17 protein-coding genes are annotated in these 15,448 nt (G+C 75.6%); 4 read left to right on the forward strand and 13 right to left on the reverse strand.

Annotation, left to right across the window (positions count from 1 at the left end; translation table 11 throughout):
* Positions 1 to 37: 37 nt before the first annotated feature.
* Both AB0N04_RS35285 and AB0N04_RS35290 read right to left on the reverse strand, forming a co-directional pair.
* Positions 38 to 766: a hypothetical protein gene (locus tag AB0N04_RS35285; RefSeq protein ID WP_360219367.1), complete on the reverse strand. Its 729-nt coding sequence runs from the start codon at positions 764 to 766 to the stop codon at positions 38 to 40.
* 270 nt (positions 767 to 1,036) lie between these two features.
* Positions 1,037 to 1,243, reverse strand: coding sequence for an alpha/beta hydrolase (locus AB0N04_RS35290; RefSeq protein WP_360219364.1), 207 nt, complete (start codon positions 1,241 to 1,243; stop codon positions 1,037 to 1,039).
* Positions 1,244 to 1,419: 176 nt separating this feature from the next.
* Between AB0N04_RS35290 and AB0N04_RS35295 the strand changes: the two genes are divergently transcribed.
* Entirely contained in the window at positions 1,420 to 2,202 is a 783-nt protein-coding gene (locus AB0N04_RS35295) for a methyltransferase domain-containing protein (protein ID WP_360219361.1), read from the forward strand.
* 23 nt (positions 2,203 to 2,225) lie between these two features.
* Here the strand turns inward: AB0N04_RS35295 and AB0N04_RS35300 are convergent, their stop codons facing one another.
* Together AB0N04_RS35300 and AB0N04_RS35305 are read right to left on the reverse strand one after the other, a co-directional pair.
* Positions 2,226 to 2,696 carry an SRPBCC family protein gene (locus tag AB0N04_RS35300; RefSeq protein WP_360219358.1) on the reverse strand — a complete coding sequence of 157 codons (471 nt, stop codon included), beginning with the start codon at positions 2,694 to 2,696 and terminating at the stop codon, positions 2,226 to 2,228.
* A gap of 133 nt (positions 2,697 to 2,829) precedes the next feature.
* Positions 2,830 to 3,462, reverse strand: a complete 633-nt coding sequence (locus AB0N04_RS35305; RefSeq protein WP_360219355.1) for an AAA family ATPase — start codon at positions 3,460 to 3,462, stop codon at positions 2,830 to 2,832.
* A 231-nt stretch (positions 3,463 to 3,693) separates the two neighbouring features.
* Between AB0N04_RS35305 and AB0N04_RS35310 the strand changes: the two genes are divergently transcribed.
* Both AB0N04_RS35310 and AB0N04_RS35315 read left to right on the forward strand, forming a co-directional pair.
* A complete protein-coding gene (locus tag AB0N04_RS35310; RefSeq protein WP_360219352.1) occupies positions 3,694 to 5,385 on the forward strand; it encodes an alpha/beta fold hydrolase in 1,692 nt (563 codons plus the stop codon).
* The gene (locus AB0N04_RS35315; protein ID WP_360219349.1) at positions 5,382 to 6,971 is read left to right on the forward strand and encodes an alpha/beta fold hydrolase; all 1,590 of its coding nucleotides are present in this window, start codon (positions 5,382 to 5,384) and stop codon (positions 6,969 to 6,971) included. Before AB0N04_RS35310 ends, AB0N04_RS35315 begins: the two co-directional genes overlap by 4 nt.
* Before the next feature lie 108 nt (positions 6,972 to 7,079).
* Here the strand turns inward: AB0N04_RS35315 and AB0N04_RS35320 are convergent, their stop codons facing one another.
* The 3 genes from AB0N04_RS35320 to AB0N04_RS35330 form a co-directional block, all read right to left on the reverse strand.
* Positions 7,080 to 7,634 (reverse strand): hypothetical protein, encoded by a 555-nt coding sequence (locus AB0N04_RS35320; protein ID WP_360219346.1) that lies wholly within the window; start codon positions 7,632 to 7,634, stop codon positions 7,080 to 7,082.
* A 128-nt stretch (positions 7,635 to 7,762) separates the two neighbouring features.
* Positions 7,763 to 8,224 carry a MarR family transcriptional regulator gene (locus AB0N04_RS35325; RefSeq protein ID WP_360219343.1) on the reverse strand — a complete coding sequence of 154 codons (462 nt, stop codon included), beginning with the start codon at positions 8,222 to 8,224 and terminating at the stop codon, positions 7,763 to 7,765.
* 100 nt (positions 8,225 to 8,324) lie between these two features.
* Positions 8,325 to 8,795 carry a hypothetical protein gene (locus AB0N04_RS35330; RefSeq protein ID WP_360219340.1) on the reverse strand — a complete coding sequence of 157 codons (471 nt, stop codon included), beginning with the start codon at positions 8,793 to 8,795 and terminating at the stop codon, positions 8,325 to 8,327.
* A 152-nt stretch (positions 8,796 to 8,947) separates the two neighbouring features.
* On the opposite strand from AB0N04_RS35330, the gene AB0N04_RS35335 reads away from it, so the two are divergent.
* Positions 8,948 to 9,649 (forward strand): DUF4328 domain-containing protein, encoded by a 702-nt coding sequence (locus tag AB0N04_RS35335; protein ID WP_360219337.1) that lies wholly within the window; start codon positions 8,948 to 8,950, stop codon positions 9,647 to 9,649.
* A gap of 63 nt (positions 9,650 to 9,712) precedes the next feature.
* On the opposite strand, the gene AB0N04_RS35340 is transcribed toward AB0N04_RS35335, so the two are convergent.
* The 6 genes from AB0N04_RS35340 to AB0N04_RS35365 form a co-directional block, all read right to left on the reverse strand.
* Positions 9,713 to 10,042: a hypothetical protein gene (locus tag AB0N04_RS35340; RefSeq protein WP_360219334.1), complete on the reverse strand. Its 330-nt coding sequence runs from the start codon at positions 10,040 to 10,042 to the stop codon at positions 9,713 to 9,715.
* A gap of 224 nt (positions 10,043 to 10,266) precedes the next feature.
* A complete protein-coding gene (locus tag AB0N04_RS35345) occupies positions 10,267 to 11,658 on the reverse strand; it encodes an FAD-dependent oxidoreductase (protein WP_360219331.1) in 1,392 nt (463 codons plus the stop codon).
* A gap of 97 nt (positions 11,659 to 11,755) precedes the next feature.
* Positions 11,756 to 12,643 (reverse strand): hypothetical protein, encoded by an 888-nt coding sequence (locus AB0N04_RS35350; protein WP_360219328.1) that lies wholly within the window; start codon positions 12,641 to 12,643, stop codon positions 11,756 to 11,758.
* Positions 12,644 to 12,805: 162 nt separating this feature from the next.
* Complete coding sequence (gene tsaA, locus AB0N04_RS35355; RefSeq protein WP_360219325.1) at positions 12,806 to 13,237, reverse strand: tRNA (N6-threonylcarbamoyladenosine(37)-N6)-methyltransferase TrmO; 432 nt, start codon at positions 13,235 to 13,237, stop codon at positions 12,806 to 12,808.
* A gap of 84 nt (positions 13,238 to 13,321) precedes the next feature.
* On the reverse strand, positions 13,322 to 14,026 hold the full coding sequence (locus tag AB0N04_RS35360; protein ID WP_360219322.1) for a hypothetical protein: 705 nt from the start codon (positions 14,024 to 14,026) through the stop codon (positions 13,322 to 13,324).
* A 141-nt stretch (positions 14,027 to 14,167) separates the two neighbouring features.
* A complete protein-coding gene (locus AB0N04_RS35365; RefSeq protein ID WP_360219319.1) occupies positions 14,168 to 15,409 on the reverse strand; it encodes an MFS transporter in 1,242 nt (413 codons plus the stop codon).
* Positions 15,410 to 15,448: the final 39 nt, after the last annotated feature.

Genomic DNA, 15,448 nt, shown 5'->3' on the forward strand with positions numbered 1-15,448 from the left:
CGCACGCCCGCGAGCCCACGAGCCCCCGGGGCGGGCGTCAGCTCCGGGGCACGCCGCCGACGAAGTCCTTGAGGGCGTCGATCCGGGTGCGGCGCCCCGGCGGGAAGCGGCGAAGGGCGCGTTCGGCCCGGCGCGAGCCCTCCGGGTAGCGCCAGCGGGCCCACGGCGAGGCGGGCTTGGCCAGCCGCAGGCAGGCGACCATGGCGACGGGGGAGACCAGCAGTCCGATCACGCCCGTCGCCGTCTTGCCCTTGAGGATCGCGATGGCGCTCATCAGCGCGTTGACCAGCAGCACCAGGGTGAAGGTCAGATGGGCCGCGGTGCCGGAGCCGGCGTCGGAGAACGGGTTGAACCCGGCGACCAGCAGCAGCCCGACGGCCACCGCCAGGAAGGCGGCGTCGACCGACTTCCGGCCCTCGCGGCTCCAGTACACGTCCTCCAGGTGCAGCCAGAGCGCGTACTCGTCCAGCGCGAGCGCGGCGCCCGCGCCGAACAGCACCGCGAGGACCTGCACCCCCGGGCTGTCCGGGCGGTAGGCGAACTCGATCGCACCGGCCACCAGCATCGCGAGGATCCCGTACACCTGGTGGTGCACGTGGGTGCCGCCGACCTGGACGTCGCGGAAGGGCCCGCGACCGGCCCGGATCAGCCGGGTGATCACCCGGGTGCCGACGAAGGTCGCCACGAACGCGCCGAGCATCCAGAGCCCGATGCCGTGGTTCGGCACGGTGAGGTTCACCTCGATCCGCACTTCCGCGGTGTGCACGGCCGCCGTGCCCCGTCAGCCCCGGGGCCCGTGCGCGGCCCGCGCACGGGGCGGCCGGGGGAGCCACCGGACGGTCGTCGCCGCCACGCTTCGGGGGCCGCGCCCTGGCGGCGTTCGCTGTTCCGGCACCACTTCCGCACCTCCGTGGGCCGCGGCCGGCCCGCCCGTGCTCCGCGGGCCCGGGGCCCTCGCCCAGCCTATGCGGATTCCCCGCGCAGGGCCCGCGCCGGCGCCGGCGGGCCGGGTGCCCCGGTTCCCGTCCGCTCCTCGTCAGGCCTGGCCGGCCGCCGTCTCCGGTGCCCGGCAGGAGTCGATGAACGAGAGCAGGCGCTCGTTCACCAGGTCGGGGCGTTCCAGGGTGAGCCCGTGCCCGGCCCGCGGCACGATCTCGGCCCGGACCCCGGGGATCCGCGCCGTGACCCGATCCAGCGCCCGGCGCGGCCGGAGCAGGGCGCCGCGGCCGTTCTGCACTACCACCTCGGCCGGCTCTTCCCCGGTGCGCCGGCCCGCTCCGCCGACACCGGGTGACCGGCACCGGGTGACCGGCACCGGCCGGGGGACCGGTCGGGACCGGTGGGGACCGGGGCACCGCAGGACCGGGCCGCCGGAAAACCGCGAGCGCTCCCCGCCCCGGTCGTGCCAGGATGCTCGGCATGTCTGCTCGTGCCCTGAGCTTCGGCGCCGTCGCGGAAGCCTACGAACGGTTCCGGCCGGGATACCCCGACGAGCTCTTCGACCTGGTGGCGGCGTACGCGGGCCGGCCGTTGCGGACGGCCCTGGAGATCGGCGCCGGCACGGGCAAGGCGACCCGCCTGTTCGCCGGTCGGGGGGTCGCGGTCACGGCCACCGACCCCGACGCCGCCATGCTCGCCGAACTGGCCAGGGCCGTACCCGGGAACGTCACGACCGTACGGGCCGCCTTCGAGGACCTGCGGCCGGACGGGGCCCACGGGCTGGTCTACGCGGCGGCGGCCCTGCACTGGACGCGGCCGGAGGGCCGGTGGTCACGGGTGGCCGCGCTGCTGGAGCCGGCGGGCGTGTTCGCCTGCTTCGGCGGCCCCGTCCAGCTCGCCGACCAGGCCGTCGAGGCGGCCGTGCGCGCGGCACGGGCACCGTTCCTCGCGGACGACGAGGTGCCCGCCCCCGACGGCACCGCCCCGGGGGCGGAGCTGCAGTGGCCGGGCACCGAACTGCGCCGCTCCCCGCTCTTCCACGACGTCCGACAGGTGGTCGTCGCCCGGCGCCTGACGATGAGCGCCGCGGACTACGTCGGCCACCTGTCGACCGTCTCGGCCTACCTCCAGCTGCCGCCGGCGGTGCGGGAGCAGGCGTACGCCGCGATCACGGCCGCGCTGCCCGGCACGGTGGACATCGCCGCCGACATCACCGTCCACCTCGCCCGCCGCCGCCCCGCCCACGGCCTGCCGGGCAGCTGACGGGGACGCCCGCTGGACCGGCGCTAGGCCTCCAGCGAGCGCTTCAACGCGGCCAGCGTCTCCGTCATGGTCCGGCGGTTCCACTCCGCGCGGTGGCCGGTGCGCAGCACGGTCTCCGTCGTCCAGGCGCTGATCCGGTCCCGGCGGTCCTGCCAGAACTGCTCCACCACCGTCACCCCGTCGCCCCCGGTGAGGCGGAAGCCCCAGCGGGCGACCGGGATCGGCCCGAAGCTGACGTCCCAGGCGAAGGCGTGCCCCGGCTCGGCCTCGACGACCCGGCAGACGGTGTTCCAGCGGATGCCCCCCTTGCGGTTGTGGCCCCGGAACCGCGCACCCGGCACCGGAGCGGCCGGGCTGCCGCGCCAGGAGGCGCCGGTGCACTCGGGACTCCACTCGCCCATGCGCGTCACATCGGCGACGGCGGCCCAGACGGCGTCCGGCGCGGCGGCGATCTCCGCCCGCACGGAGACGGACTCACGGCCGGCACTGCTCATGCGAACCTCCTGAGGATGTTCCCGGCATCGCACCGCGCGCGGGCCCGCCGCGTCAACGTGCGCCGGATCACAGCGTCCTGACGGGCCCGCCGGAGCGGGGGCGGCCGGGAAGCGCCGGCCCGTCGGCCGCGGCTCAGTCGAAGCGGATGTGCTGCACGCCCGTCCAGGCCCGGCGGAGGCGCCCCCGGAGCGCGCCGTCGGTGTTCGGGGCGAGTTCCAGCCCGCAGGACGCGGCGACGTGATCGGCGACCTGGCGGATCGTGAGGCGGTCGGTCCAGAGGTGTTCGGCGAACTCCGGCTCGCGCAGGCGTTCCAGGCAGAGGTCGAGCTTCGACACGGCGAAGCTCTCCCGGCGCAGCGGAGCGTCCTTCCCGGCGACGAACCGCACGGCCTGCCCGAAGCCGCGTTCGCGCAGCCGTCGCAGGACGGTGTCCCGCCCGGCCAGCAACGCGAAGTGCCGGACGTCGTGGTGCCGCTCCCGCAGCCGGCCGACGATCTCGCGGAAGTACGACGGCTCCACCACCGTCATCGGCACGATCACCACACCGTCGTGCCCGGTGAGGGCGCGGTCCAGGACCTCGAAGACACCCTGCCGCCAGGCCGGGAGGTCCTGGAAGTCCCCGCGCAGCGCCGGCGGCATCATCCGGTGCAGCCCGAACCCGACGTGTTCGGGGTCGCAGACGACGCTGCCGGGGAGCCGCCGCCGGATCTCGTGCGCGGTCTGGGTCTTGCCTCCGCCGAAGGGCCCGTTGATCCACAGGAGCATGCCCGGGACCCTACCCGGCCCGCCCCGGCGGCACCGGCGCCGGGCCCTCCCGGGCCCCCGGCGGCCGCGGCCGCCGGGGGAGCCGGTCTGCTCCGAGTGGAGGCCACGAGTGGTGGGCGGCCGCCCGGCGTCCGACGCTGGCCAGGGCCCGCCCGGAACCACCCGGCGGCGGGCGCAGCCACCCGGCGCCGCCCCGATCGGGCGGCCGGGGCGTCAGAGAGACGGGATCGCATGACGGAACAGGGCATCACGGCGGACCACCCGCCGCCCGTGCGCGGAACCGGCGGGACCGGCCGGGCCGGACGGCGGTGGCCGGGGCAGCGGTCCGCGCGCGGACGTCGCCGGGGCGCGCCCGCCGCGGCGGCGCTCCTCGCCGGCGTGCTGGCCCTCGCCGTCGCGGTCGGCCCGACGCCGAGCACCGCCGCCGCGCCCGCCGACCGGGCGTCCCCGGCGACGGGGGGCCGGGCGCGGTTCGTACCGGGCCCCTGCCCCGAGACGCCCGAGCCGGTCCCCGGGCGGTGCGGGTTCCTGGAGGTCCCCGAGAGCCGCGAGCGGCACCAGCACGGCGAGCGGGGCGGTCCCGGCGAGCGGGGCGGCGGGCGCACGCTCCGGCTGGCCGTCGCGATCGTCCCGGCCGTCTCGGCGACGCCGGCCGCGGACCCGGTGGTGTTCATGGAGGGAGGCCCCGGCGGCGACGCGTTCGGCAGCATCCCCTTCCTGATCGGCTCCGGGGTGAACCGGGACCGCGAGCTGATCGTGATGGCCCAGCGGGGCACGCTGCACGCACAGCCGAACCTGGCCTGCCCGGAGATCGACCGGTTCAACGCGACAGCGGTGGGGCTGCGCTACGACGCCCCCTCGACCGGGCGCCTCCTGGTCCGGGCGGCCCGCGAGTGCCGGGACCGGCTGACGGCCGACGGCGTGGACCTGAGCGCCTACAACACCACCGAGAACGCCGCCGACTTCGCCGCGCTGCGCACGGCCCTGGGCGTCGAGCGGTGGAACGTCTACGGGTACTCCTACGGCACCGAACTGGCCCTCACCTACCTGCGGCTGCACCCCCGGGGGATCCGCTCGGTGGCGATCGACTCCGTCGTGCCCCCGCAGGTGGTGAGCCTGCCGTGGACCTGGGACAGCGCCCGGGAGGGGATCGGCGCGATCCTCGCGGCGTGCGCGGCACAGCCCCGCTGCGGGAGCCGCTACCCCGACCTCCCGGACACGCTCACACGGCAGGTCCGGCGGCTGGAGGAGCACCCGCTGAGGGTGACGGCGCAACCGCCGGCGGGAGGCGAGCCGGTGCAGGTCGTCCTGGACGGCGGCGCGCTGGTGAACCTGCTGGTCGCCAACGCGGTCAAGGCCGTCGACGTCCCCGCGGCGCTCGACGAACTCGCCCACGGGAACCCGGAGCGCTTCGCCCGCGCCCAGGCCGCCGGAGCGACGCCCGTCATCGGCGAGTTCGCCCACGGCCTGACGCAGTCGGTGGCCTGCGCCGAATGGGTCCCGGGCCACTCGGAGGCCGACCTGCTCCGGGCGGGCCGCCGGGCCTTCCCCGACTGGCCGGACACCGTCCTGGCGCAGGCCCCGCAACTCCCCTTCGAACACGACGTCTGCCGCGTGTGGAACGTCCCGGACCGCACCGGGGTCCAGCGGGTCGCCACCCGCAGCGACGTGCCGACCCTGATCGTCTCCGGCAGCTTCGACGCGAAGACCGGGGCGAGCTGGGGCCCGTTCACGGCCCGGACGCTGCCCCGTTCGACCACCGTGCTGATCCCCGGGACCGGCCACTTCGTCGTCCCCCAGTCGCCCTGCGCGCAGAGCGTCCTCGCGTCCTTCCTCGTGGCTCCGACCGCACCGGACACCGGGTGCGTCGCCGGACTCGCACCGCCACCGTTCACCATCACCCCAGAGACGGACACCGCATGACGCCGATTCCCCCGCCCCACCGCCGACGCGACCGGCGACGGATCCGGGTCACGCTGGCCGGGGCCACCGCCGGCGCGCTCCTCGCGGGCCTCGCCGCGCTGCCCGCCCGGGCCGCGGACGGCGCCGACGCACCGCTCGGTACGCTCGCCCGGACGGCGGGCCGGGCCCACTTCGAGCCCGGCCCCTGCCCGCGGACGGCGGACCCGACCCCGGCCCTCGACGGGGCCCGCTGCGGAACGCTCACCGTGCCCGAGAACCGCGCTCGGCACAACGGGCGGACCATCACCCTCGCCGTCGCCATCGTGCCGGCCGCGCGGAAACGGGCCCCCGACCCGATCGTCTGGCTCGCCGGCGGGCCCGGGGACGACGCGAACTCCGAGATCCAGCTGGCGCTCGGCGGCGGACTGAACCAGGACCGGGACGTCATCTTCATGTCCCAGCGGGGGACCTACTCGGCCGACCCCGCGCTCACCTGCCCGAACGTCGACCGGTTCGCCGCGGACTCGCTCGGCCTCGTCTACGGCGCGCCGTCCACCGGGCGCCTGCACGTCGACGCGACGCGCGCCTGCCGTGACCGGCTGGTGGGCCTCGGGGCCGACCTGAGCGCCTACAACAGCACCGAGAGCGCCCAGGACTACGCGGACCTGCGCCTCGCACTGGGCATCCGGCAGTGGAACCTCTTCGGCATCTCCTACGGCACCGACCTGGCCCTGCTCTACCAGCGCCTGCACCCGGAAGGCCTCCGGTCGGTCGGCATCGACGGCGTCCTGCCGCCCTCGCTGGCCGGGGGAGCCGTGACCTGGAAGGCCGCCCGGGAGGGCTTCGACGGCATCTTCCGGGCCTGCGCCGACCAGCCCGCCTGCAACGACCGTTACCCGGAGCTGAAGGCCACCTTCGAGCGCCTGGTCCGCGAGCTCGAAGCCCGGCCGGTCACCACGACCGTCACGCTCCCGGACCACCCGGACCCGGTGGAGGTCACCCTGGACGGCGGCGTCCTGGTGAACTGGCTGACCTTCGCCAGCCACCTGGCCGCCGGCGTGCCCCGCTCCATCGACGAGCTGGCCCACGGCGACCCGGGGCGGATCGCCACCCAGTGGGCGGGCGGCAAGCTCAGCCCGCAGGCCGTCGGGCGGATGTCCCACGGGCTCGCCTACGGAGTCTTCTGCAGCGAGTGGACACCGTTCGAGACCGAGCAGGACGTGATCGAGGCGGGGCGGCGGGCGTTCCCGTCGTTCCCCGAGTCGGTGCTGGCCAATGCACCGCTGCTGCCCTGGCTGCACGAGGACTGCCGCGCCTGGGACGTCCCCGCCGCGCCCGCCTCGGTCCGGGACGTGACCCACAGCGACATCCCGACCCTCGTCCTGTCCGGCGGCTTCGACGCCCAGACCGCACCCAGCAGCGGGCCGTACGCCGCCCGCACGCTGAGCCGCTCCACGGCCGTCACCGTCCCCTACGTCGCCCACGTGGTCTTCGCCGACTCGCCGTGCGCGCAGGCGATCACCCGTTCGTTCTTCGACGCGCCGACCGCGCCGGACACGGAGTGCCTGGCCTGTCTGCAGCCGCCCGAGTTCGAGATCGCCCCCTGAGACCGAGCGGCCGCGGGGCCCACCGGCCGACGACTCGGAGGCGGCCCCGGCGCGACCGGGCCCGGCGCAGCCGTCGCTGCGCCGGGCCCGGGGTCGTCGCTCCTCCGGTCAGCCGAGCGTCGCCCCGCGCTCCTGCGCCAGGGCCTCCAGACCGTACCTGGCCACGTGCTCGGCGTTGCCCAGGTCGATCGGCCGGACGCCCTCGGCCGTCAGCCGCTCGTTGATCGCGTCCAGATGACCCTGCACCAGCTGCTTCTCGGCCTCCGTGGTACGGCCCTTGTGCGGCCGGCCGGCGTGCTCCAGGCTGGCGTAGTTGACCCGCTCCCTGGATCCGGCCGGCGCCGCCTGGACCGGAACGGCCTGCGCCACCCGCTTGGCACCGCGCAGCACCTCGGCCATCGGGGCGGCGGACGCCAGCCGGTCGAAGGCCTCGGCCTCCAGCACCACCGTCTCCGGCTCGTCGGCATCCGGGTAGTGCAGCTCGATCGTCACCAGGTCGAGCGCCAGGTCCTCCACCGCGGTCAACTCACTGCTCAGCGCCTCGATCTCGACCGGGCCGCCGTCCAGCTCGGGGTGCTGGCGCACCACGATGCGCACCAGGTCCCCGTCGTTGTCCACGTGCTCGCCGGTCAGGTCCGAGAACCGGATGATCTTCTGGCCCATGTCTTCCTCTCGCGATGGCGGTGATCAGTCCGAGAGCCTACGCCCGCACCCGATCACCGCCGACGCGGCGGTGGAGGACCCGAGGCCGGACGGGAACGGAGAGGTCGCGCTCCGGGCCGGGTTCGCGCTCAGGCCGTCCCGCGCAGCGCGGCCGTCGAACGCTCCAGGAGGGTGCGCAGCTGGGCGCGCTCCCCGGCGTCGAGGGCGTCGGAGAGCCGCTGCTCCACGCCGCGGGCGAGGGCGTCCGCCTTCCGCGTGAGGGTGCGGCCGGACCGGGTGAGCCTGGCCACCAGCACCTTCTGGTGGATGCTGGAGGCCTCGCGGGTGATCAGGCCCTTGGCCTCCAGGTTGGTCAGGATCGTCGTCATGGTCTGCGGCGTGACCATGCACTCGCGGGCGAGCTGCGCCCCGGACATCCCGGAGGACTGCTGGAGCAGCAGCAGGGTGACGTACTGGGGCACCGTGAGGTCGACGGTGCGCAGCACCCGCGACTTCTCGCCGATCAGCGCCTGCTCGGCCCGCTTGATGGCGTGGCCGAGCCGGTCGTGGACCTCGGACGCGGCCTGCCGGTCGGAGCTGTCGTCGGTCACAGTGCTCGCACCCCTGGCTCCCCGGCTCCGGATCATTCGGGCTTTACGGTACATCAGGGGACTGCCGGGCCTCCACGGACGGACGGACCCGCTGCCCGGCTCAGGACGCCGAGCGGACCGGCGCCATCCCGTGCAGCACCCGGCCGGCGGCGCGCTCGCGGTCGAGCTGCTCGGTGAAGACGGCGAGTCGCTCCTCGGGCTCCAGCTCGATCAGGCCGGGCGGCCAGGTGCCCGGCGGCACCAGGACGACCAGGGCGGCCCCCCGGCCGCGGGCCGCCGTCAGCCAGCCGGGCGACACCTCGACCCGGGCGTCGGGCTCCCACACCGACCGGCCGCCGACCAGCACCAGGCGCACCACCCGGCCGCCGCCGACCTCGACGAGCCCGGTGGTGTCCGGAGGCTCCCCGGCGGCGATCACGAACCCGCTGTCGACCGCGGCCTCCACCAGTTCGCCGTGCAACGCGGGGCCGACCTCCACCAGCACCTCGGCGAACGGCAGCCCGTCCGCCGCCTCGCGCACCGCCAACGCCCACACCACCGGGGCCTGACCCCGGTCCGTCTCATCCGTCACACCGGATCAACGAGCCACCGCCGGTGAGGAGCCGGGCAGACGGGGTGGTTCGCGGAATTCGACTGGTGCGAACGGGCGTGCGACCTCTAACGTGGCGCTCCGTCACGCCGGCCCGCCGCAGGCACCAGTACCCGTTCCGGAGCTCCTCACCGATGCCCACGCCCACCGCGTACCGCTCGCCCCGGGCGGCCGCGACCGCCGCCGTCGTCCTGCTCGCCGTCGTCGGCGCGGCGACGCTGTTCGTGCTGGCCACCGACGTCCGCCTGTTCTCGCTGGCCGGAGGCCTCGCCGGCGGCGTCGTCCTGGCCGAGCAGGCCGACTTCACGGACGTGGACCAGCTGCAGCAGACGGCGGGCACGATCCACCTCGTGGCCTTCCTGGTCTCGGCGGTCGTCTTCGTCAACTGGTTCCAGCGGGTGCGGGCGAACGCGGGGGTGTTCGACCCGCTCGGGCACCGGTTCTCGCAGGGCTGGGCGGTCGGCGGCTGGGTCGTCCCCGTCGGGACGCTCTGGATCCCCCGTCAGATCGCCGGTGACATCTGGAAGGCCAGCGGCCGGCCGGACGAGTCGGGGGTGCGCCCGCCGGCGCCGCAGGGGCTGCTCAACCTCTGGTGGGGCGCCTTCTGGATCTCGAACCTGCTGGAGCGGATCGGCTCCCGGATCAACTCCGGGGCGGCCGACTGGGGCAGCTACCGGACGTCACTGCTCTGGATCATGGCCTCCGACGTGCTGGAGCTGGTCGCCGCGGGCCTCGCCGCCGCGGTGGTGCTCAGGCTGACGGGCATGCAGGAGCAGCGCTGCGCCGAGTCCACGGTCGGTCCCCACGGCGTGCACATCTCCGCCGTCGAGGGCTGACCCACCCGGCGCGGGGCCCGTTCCACGGCACGCGTAAGGAACGGGCCCGCACCGGGCGCCGGCTCAGTCGTGGGCGAGCGCCACCGCGCAACCGATCGCGATGAGCACGACCACGCCCCACAGGTGGCCGCCGCCGGCCGACAACTTCTCCTCGCTGATGCCGAGTTCGCCGACCAGCCGGCGGACGGCCGGCACGTCCTGCCGGACCAGGGCGTTCTGGAGGTCCAGGTGTTTCTCCGGGTACTTCTCGAGCGAGGTGAGGATGGCCCTGAGGTCGCTCGTGGCCAGCTCGACGTGCTTCGGGTCGAACTTCTCCGGTGTCGCCACCTTCATGATCCGGTCGCTGGTCACCGGTACGCCGTTGACGTCCTTCGTGACGTCGGCAAATCCCATGATCAAACTCATCTGCGGTACCCCTGTCGGCTGTCGGCCCCTTCTCGGTGAGGGGCCGCCGTGGTCATCGTGACCTCGCGGGGAGGGAGCCGGCCAACGGTGCTGGGCTGTCCAGCCGACGGCGCTCCGGGGCGCGGCGCCGCGCGTGGACGCGGGGCCCGGAGTGCCGTCGGCGGTTCGGCGTCCGGTGGTTCAGACGTCCGGCGGTTCAGGTGTTCGGCGGTTCAGGCGAGGACGAGGGCGTCCCACTGCTCCCGGGTGGGGCCGTCGTGCCGGGGGGAGAATTCCGGGCGGGCGTCGAGCCAGGCGGTGACGTGGCGTTCCACCTCGTCGCTGCCGTAGGCGTCCGCGGCCGACCGCACCAGGTGGCGCACCTGGGCGCGGGCCCGCATCACGACCGGGTCCTCGAAGGCGCAGGCGGACAGCGCGGCGGCGCGCCGTTCGGCGAGGGTCGTGCCCTCGGCGAGGCGCTGCTCGGCGGCTTGGTCGGCCTTGACCTGCGCGTCGAACCACGGGCGGAGGGACTGCCGCGTCCAGGCGTGGTAGTCGGCCGGGTCGGCGGCGATCCGGTCGGCGTGGGAGGCGAGCTGCTGGGCGGCCTGCAGGCCCAGGGCGACGCCGTGGCCGAGGGTGGGGTTGGTGTGGACGAGGCTGTCCCCGGCGTTGACCAGGCCGGTGACGACCGGTCCGGCCTCGTCGACGAGCGAGGTCCAGCGGTTGTCCAGGCCGGCCATCGGCAGGACGGCGGACTGCGGCTCCGGGTCGAGGTCGAGCCAGGCGGCGGTCGCGGGGAAGGTGCGGGCGACCGCCTCGAACACCGCGGGGTCGGTGAGCGCGGTGCGCGTCGGGTCACCGGTGGAGAGCACCATGCTCAGCGCGAAGGTGTCGTTGTCGGAGGGGAAGACACCGGCGAGCGCGAAGGCCGCGGTGGAGCCGTTCTGCACCCGCCCGGGGTTGCGCGGTCCTTCGGCGCGCAGGCGGTACCAGCGGCACAGGTAGGTGATCCCGGTGCGGTGGCTCTCGACCACGGGCGGTCGGCAGCCGGCCGAGACCAGCCAGCCGGGGACGGGCGAGCGGCGCCCGGCCGCGTCGACGACGAGGTCGGTCGGGTGGGTGTGCGCACCGGCCCGCACGCCGGTGACGCGGTCCGGGAGGTCCGGCCGGTCCGGGTCGTCCAGTGCGAAGTCGAGGCCGGTCACCCGGACGCCCCGCCGCACCTCGACGGTGGGTTCCCGCCGCACGGCCGCGGCCAGGGCCGCCTCCAGCACGATCCGGCGGGTGCGCAGGGTCACCAGCTCCTCGTCGCCGGGCCGGTGCGGAGGGTGCTCGTCGAACCAGTCGAAGTCGTGGTACTCCCGGGCCCCGCGGGCCAGCAGGTCCGCGTGGACGTCGGGGGCCTCGGCGCGCAGGACGGTGCGCACCGGGGCGAGGAAGGAGTGGGGCTGGTTGGCCTGCGGTATTCGGGGCCGGTTCCAGTCGTGGAAGTCGCGGTCGAGGTCGTCCCCGGCCTGGCGCGCGTCCTGTTCGAAGAGCGTGACCGGATGGCCCCGCCGGCCGAGCATGAGCGCCGTTCCCAGCCCACTGATACCGCCACCGATCACTGCAACCCGCGCCACTGGCTCCCCTTAGCTCTCGCGTCGTGTTGCGGAACGATCTTACCCGGTGGCACTGCGGCGCAGGTGGGGAGGGGGGCGCCTGCGCGCCCGGGGCCGGTCAGTCGACGTGCAGCGTGAGCTCCGCGGTGTGGACCCGGCCGTCGGTCTGGAACTGGAGGAAGACCCGCCAGTCGCCGGGCTCGCCGAGCAGGGCGAGGAAGGTGAGCGTCGGGCCGCCGTGGTCGCCGTCCACGGTGCCGGTCGGGTGGAGGTGTGCCAGGGACTGGTCGCCCTGGTGGAAGGCGCTCAGGTGGGCGTAGCTGTCCAGGTAGGGCTGGAGGTCGGTGACCGGGCTGCCGTCCCGGGTGACGGTCGCCGTCAACTGGTGGGCGCCGGCCATCGGTTCGGCGCGCAGCGCGACGGTGTAGCCGTCGACGGTGGCGCTGCCGGCCGGGGCGGGCAGCGGCACGGCGGCGGCCCGGCCGGGCACGGTGACGGTGCGGCTGAGGACGAGCTCCTGCCCGCGGCGGGCGTCGGCGGGGACGAACGAGGCGTACAGCCGCCAGGTGCCGGGGGCGAGGTCGGCGAGCTCGGCGGTCCAGGTGCCGTCGGGGGCCATCTCCGGGTGGAGGTGCTGGTAGCCGGTGAGGTCGGTGCGGATCGCGTAGAAGTGCATCGTGCGGGCCTGGTGGGCGGTGAAGCCGGTGACCGGCGCGCCGTTCGGCCCGATGACGCGGAAGCGGAAGGCGTTCGGGCGGCCCGCGGGCAGTTCGGTGGTGCCGGTGTCGAGCCGGTAGCCGTCCTGCTCGGCGGCGAGCCCCTGGCCGAGCGCCTGGCCGAGCGCCTGGGAGAGCCCCGGGTCGGTCGGGGAGGCGGTGGCCGGACCGCTGGGCCGGGGGTCGGGACTGGCCGGTGGCGCGGTCGCGACGACCCCGAGGACGAGCAGCGCGGGGATGCAGGAGGCGAGCAGCCAGCCTCGGGCGAACGGACGGGGGGCGGCGGTCACCGGTGGATCCTTCCCGTGGCGGCGGGCGTGCCTGCGGGCGGCGCCCGGGGCCGAGGGGTTCGGCCTCACAGGAGTGGAGACCGCCAGCGGGCCCGGCGATAACGGAAAAGTCCGATCAATCGTTCGGAGTCTCCCCCCGGTCGGCGCCGGCGGCCCTCGCCCCTACCGTTCGGTGCTGCGGGGCAGGACGGGCTTCACGTCCAGCACCGGGGTGCCGTCGACGGCCTCCAGGTCGCTGACGCGCAGGCGCGGCCCGTCCTCGGCCAGCAGGTCGACGGCGAGGATGGTGACCCGGTGCAGTCCGATCGGGTTGGGGCGGTCGGGCGAGCGGGTGGCGAATACCCCGGTCTCGGGCCGGGAGAGGTCTCCGCGGGGGTGGACGGCGAGCACCCCGCGGTCGGCCCGGTCGAGCCAGGTGAGCAGCAGGACGTCCTGTCCGACCCGGAGGTCGCGCAGGCCGCGCTCCACCGAGGGGTCGAAGCGGAGCCAGGCGTCGGGGCCGCCCTCGTCGCCCTGTTTGGGGGCGTCCGCGCGGTGGAGCAGCGGTGACTCCACCCGGCCGATGGCCCGGGCCCGGTAGTGCTCGTCCGTCATCGTTCGTTCCCTCTCCGCGTGGTGGACGCCGCCCGGTCGGTGTCCGAGCGTCCGGTGGGTCGCCGCCGGTGGGGGCGTCGTGCGTCACCGTCCTAGCAGAGGGGCGTCCGGGCCGCCGGGCGTTGGGGCGGCCCGTCGTCGCGTCCGGCTGCGGTGGACCAGTGCGCCGACCAGGGCGCAGGCGGTGGCGACGGCCAGCAGGACGACGTCGAAGAATCCGGCGAGGACGAGGTCCGCCCGGCCCGCCCCGGCTGCGGCGGAGAACTCCGGGTCGACCAGCCCGCCCGGGTCCTCGGTGACGTCGACCTGCTCCCCGACGGTGTCACCCGCCTGGCAGTGGACGCTCCGGACGCGTCCGGGCGCGTCCGCGTACCGCACGGCGCAGCGGTAGCTGGTCGTCCTGCCGTGGATCTCCCGCACCTCGGTGACCGTGCCGGAGTGGGCGACGCCGCGGGCCGTCAGCACGGCCGCCTGTGCGGTGCTCATGCTCAGCAGGGGTACCGCGATCACCGGGCCGAACACCAGCGCCAGCGCCACCCGCCGCAGGACGCCCGTCGGGCAGAGGCAGCACAGGGCGGTGATCAGACCGACCAGCCCGGTGATCACGAGAACCAGGGCGGGCGCCAGCAGCCAGGGGCCGAAGGCGCCGAGCGCGCCGCCGACCGGTAGCAGGACGGCCGCGGCGGGGAGCCACAGGGCCGTCAGCAGCGGGCGCGCCGGCCACGCGTCGTCACTTCCGCGGCTCCTGCGCCGTCGTGGGCGCCGCGGCGCGGGCACGTCGTTCGTCATGGCGGGAGATCCTGCCAGGTGACCCGGACAGCGGGTGCGGCGGGCGCTTCGGACGGGTGCCACCGCCGGGTGGCGGGCGCTTCGGACGGGTGTCACCGCCGGGTGGCGGACGGGCCGGACGCGTCGGACGCCTCGGGGGCCTCAGGCGCGGCTGCGGGCCGGCTCCCGGTCGGCCCGCGGCGCCGGCTCGCGGCGGGGGAGCAGCAGCGGGGTCGCCAGGGCGAGCAGTCCGGCGGCGGCGAGGGCGGTGCGCGGGCCGGTGACGCCGGCGAGCAGTCCGCCGAGCGCGGTGAGGACGGCGACGGAGGCCTGCTGGCCGATCGACCAGGCGGCCAGGGTCCGGGCCACGAGGTGCCCGGGCGTGCGTTCGAGCCGGTAGGTGGCGAGCACCGGGGTGTACAGGCTCATGTGGACGATGATCGCCAGCTCGACGGCGATCACCGTGACCAGGCCGGTCACGCCGGGGCGGACGAAGGCGAGGCCGATCAGCCAGACCACGCGCAGGGTGCCGACGGTCCGCAGGACCCGGTGCCGGCCGTGCCGGGCCACGACACGGCGGGCCAGCCGCGATCCGACGAGCCCGCCGAGGCAGGGCAGGGCGAAGGCGAGGCCGTACTCCCAGGGAGCGAACCCGAGCCGGCGGACGAGGAGCACGGCCAGCACCGGTTCGGTGGCCATGATCAGGCCGGAGACGAGCAGGTTGTTGAGGTACAGGGCCCGCAGCCCGGGATCGCCGAGGATGTGGCGCCAGCCGTCCAGCACCGCGCCCGCCCGCACCGGGCTGCCGCCGGTCGGCCGCGGTGCCTCCCGGCCCCGGATCGCGCCGACGGCCAGGGCGGAGAACAGGTAGCTGACCGCGTCGGCCAGCACGGTGGCGACCGGGCCGAACAGGCCGATCGCGGCGCCGCCCAGGGGCGGTCCCACCGCGAGGGAGCTCCAGGTGGTGGACTCGAAACGGGCGTTGGCCACCAGCAGGTCCTCCGGTCGGACGAGGGTCTTGAGGTACGCGCCGGAGGCCGCGGTGAACGCGATCCTGGCGGCGGCGACCACGGCCGAGACCGCCAGCAGCTGGGCGAAGCCGAGCACACCCAGGGCGTACGCGGCCGGGACCGTCGCCATGGCCGCGAACCTGGTCAGGTCCATGGCGATCATGGCGGGGCGCCTGCGCCGGACCTCCACCCACGGTGCGAGCGGAAGTGCGATCAGCGCGCCCACCGCGGGCCCGACCGCCGACAGGGCGGACACCTCGGCGGGGCCGGCGTGCACCACCAGCACGGCGACCAGCGGCAGTGCCCCGAACCCCAGCCCGGAGCCGTAGGCGCTGACCGCGTACGCCGACCACAGCCAGCCGAACTCCCGGCCCAACGGCCTCCTGTCCACCATGCCCAGCACGCTCCCCTGCCCGCCCCGACCGAACAAACC

The sequence above is a fragment of the Kitasatospora sp. NPDC051702 genome (genome assembly GCF_040681575.1).
Classification (GTDB): Bacteria; Actinomycetota; Actinomycetes; order Streptomycetales; family Streptomycetaceae; genus Kitasatospora.

What these genes read in the sequence shown, in the direction of transcription:
- AB0N04_RS35295 (WP_360219361.1), top strand. Translation starts at nt 1,420, where the DNA reads ATGTCTGCTCGTGCCCTGAGCTTCGGCGCCGTCGCGGAAGCCTACGAA.
- AB0N04_RS35300 (WP_360219358.1), bottom strand. Translation starts at nt 2,696, where the DNA reads ATGAGCAGTGCCGGCCGTGAGTCCGTCTCCGTGCGGGCGGAGATCGCC.
- AB0N04_RS35305 (WP_360219355.1), bottom strand. Translation starts at nt 3,462, where the DNA reads ATGCTCCTGTGGATCAACGGGCCCTTCGGCGGAGGCAAGACCCAGACC.
- AB0N04_RS35310 (WP_360219352.1), top strand. Translation starts at nt 3,694, where the DNA reads ATGACGGAACAGGGCATCACGGCGGACCACCCGCCGCCCGTGCGCGGA.
- AB0N04_RS35315 (WP_360219349.1), top strand. Translation starts at nt 5,382, where the DNA reads ATGACGCCGATTCCCCCGCCCCACCGCCGACGCGACCGGCGACGGATC.
- AB0N04_RS35320 (WP_360219346.1), bottom strand. Translation starts at nt 7,634, where the DNA reads ATGGGCCAGAAGATCATCCGGTTCTCGGACCTGACCGGCGAGCACGTG.
- AB0N04_RS35335 (WP_360219337.1), top strand. Translation starts at nt 8,948, where the DNA reads ATGCCCACGCCCACCGCGTACCGCTCGCCCCGGGCGGCCGCGACCGCC.
- AB0N04_RS35340 (WP_360219334.1), bottom strand. Translation starts at nt 10,042, where the DNA reads ATGGGATTTGCCGACGTCACGAAGGACGTCAACGGCGTACCGGTGACC.
- tsaA (WP_360219325.1), bottom strand. Translation starts at nt 13,237, where the DNA reads ATGACGGACGAGCACTACCGGGCCCGGGCCATCGGCCGGGTGGAGTCA.
- AB0N04_RS35360 (WP_360219322.1), bottom strand. Translation starts at nt 14,026, where the DNA reads ATGACGAACGACGTGCCCGCGCCGCGGCGCCCACGACGGCGCAGGAGC.
- AB0N04_RS35365 (WP_360219319.1), bottom strand. Translation starts at nt 15,409, where the DNA reads ATGGTGGACAGGAGGCCGTTGGGCCGGGAGTTCGGCTGGCTGTGGTCG.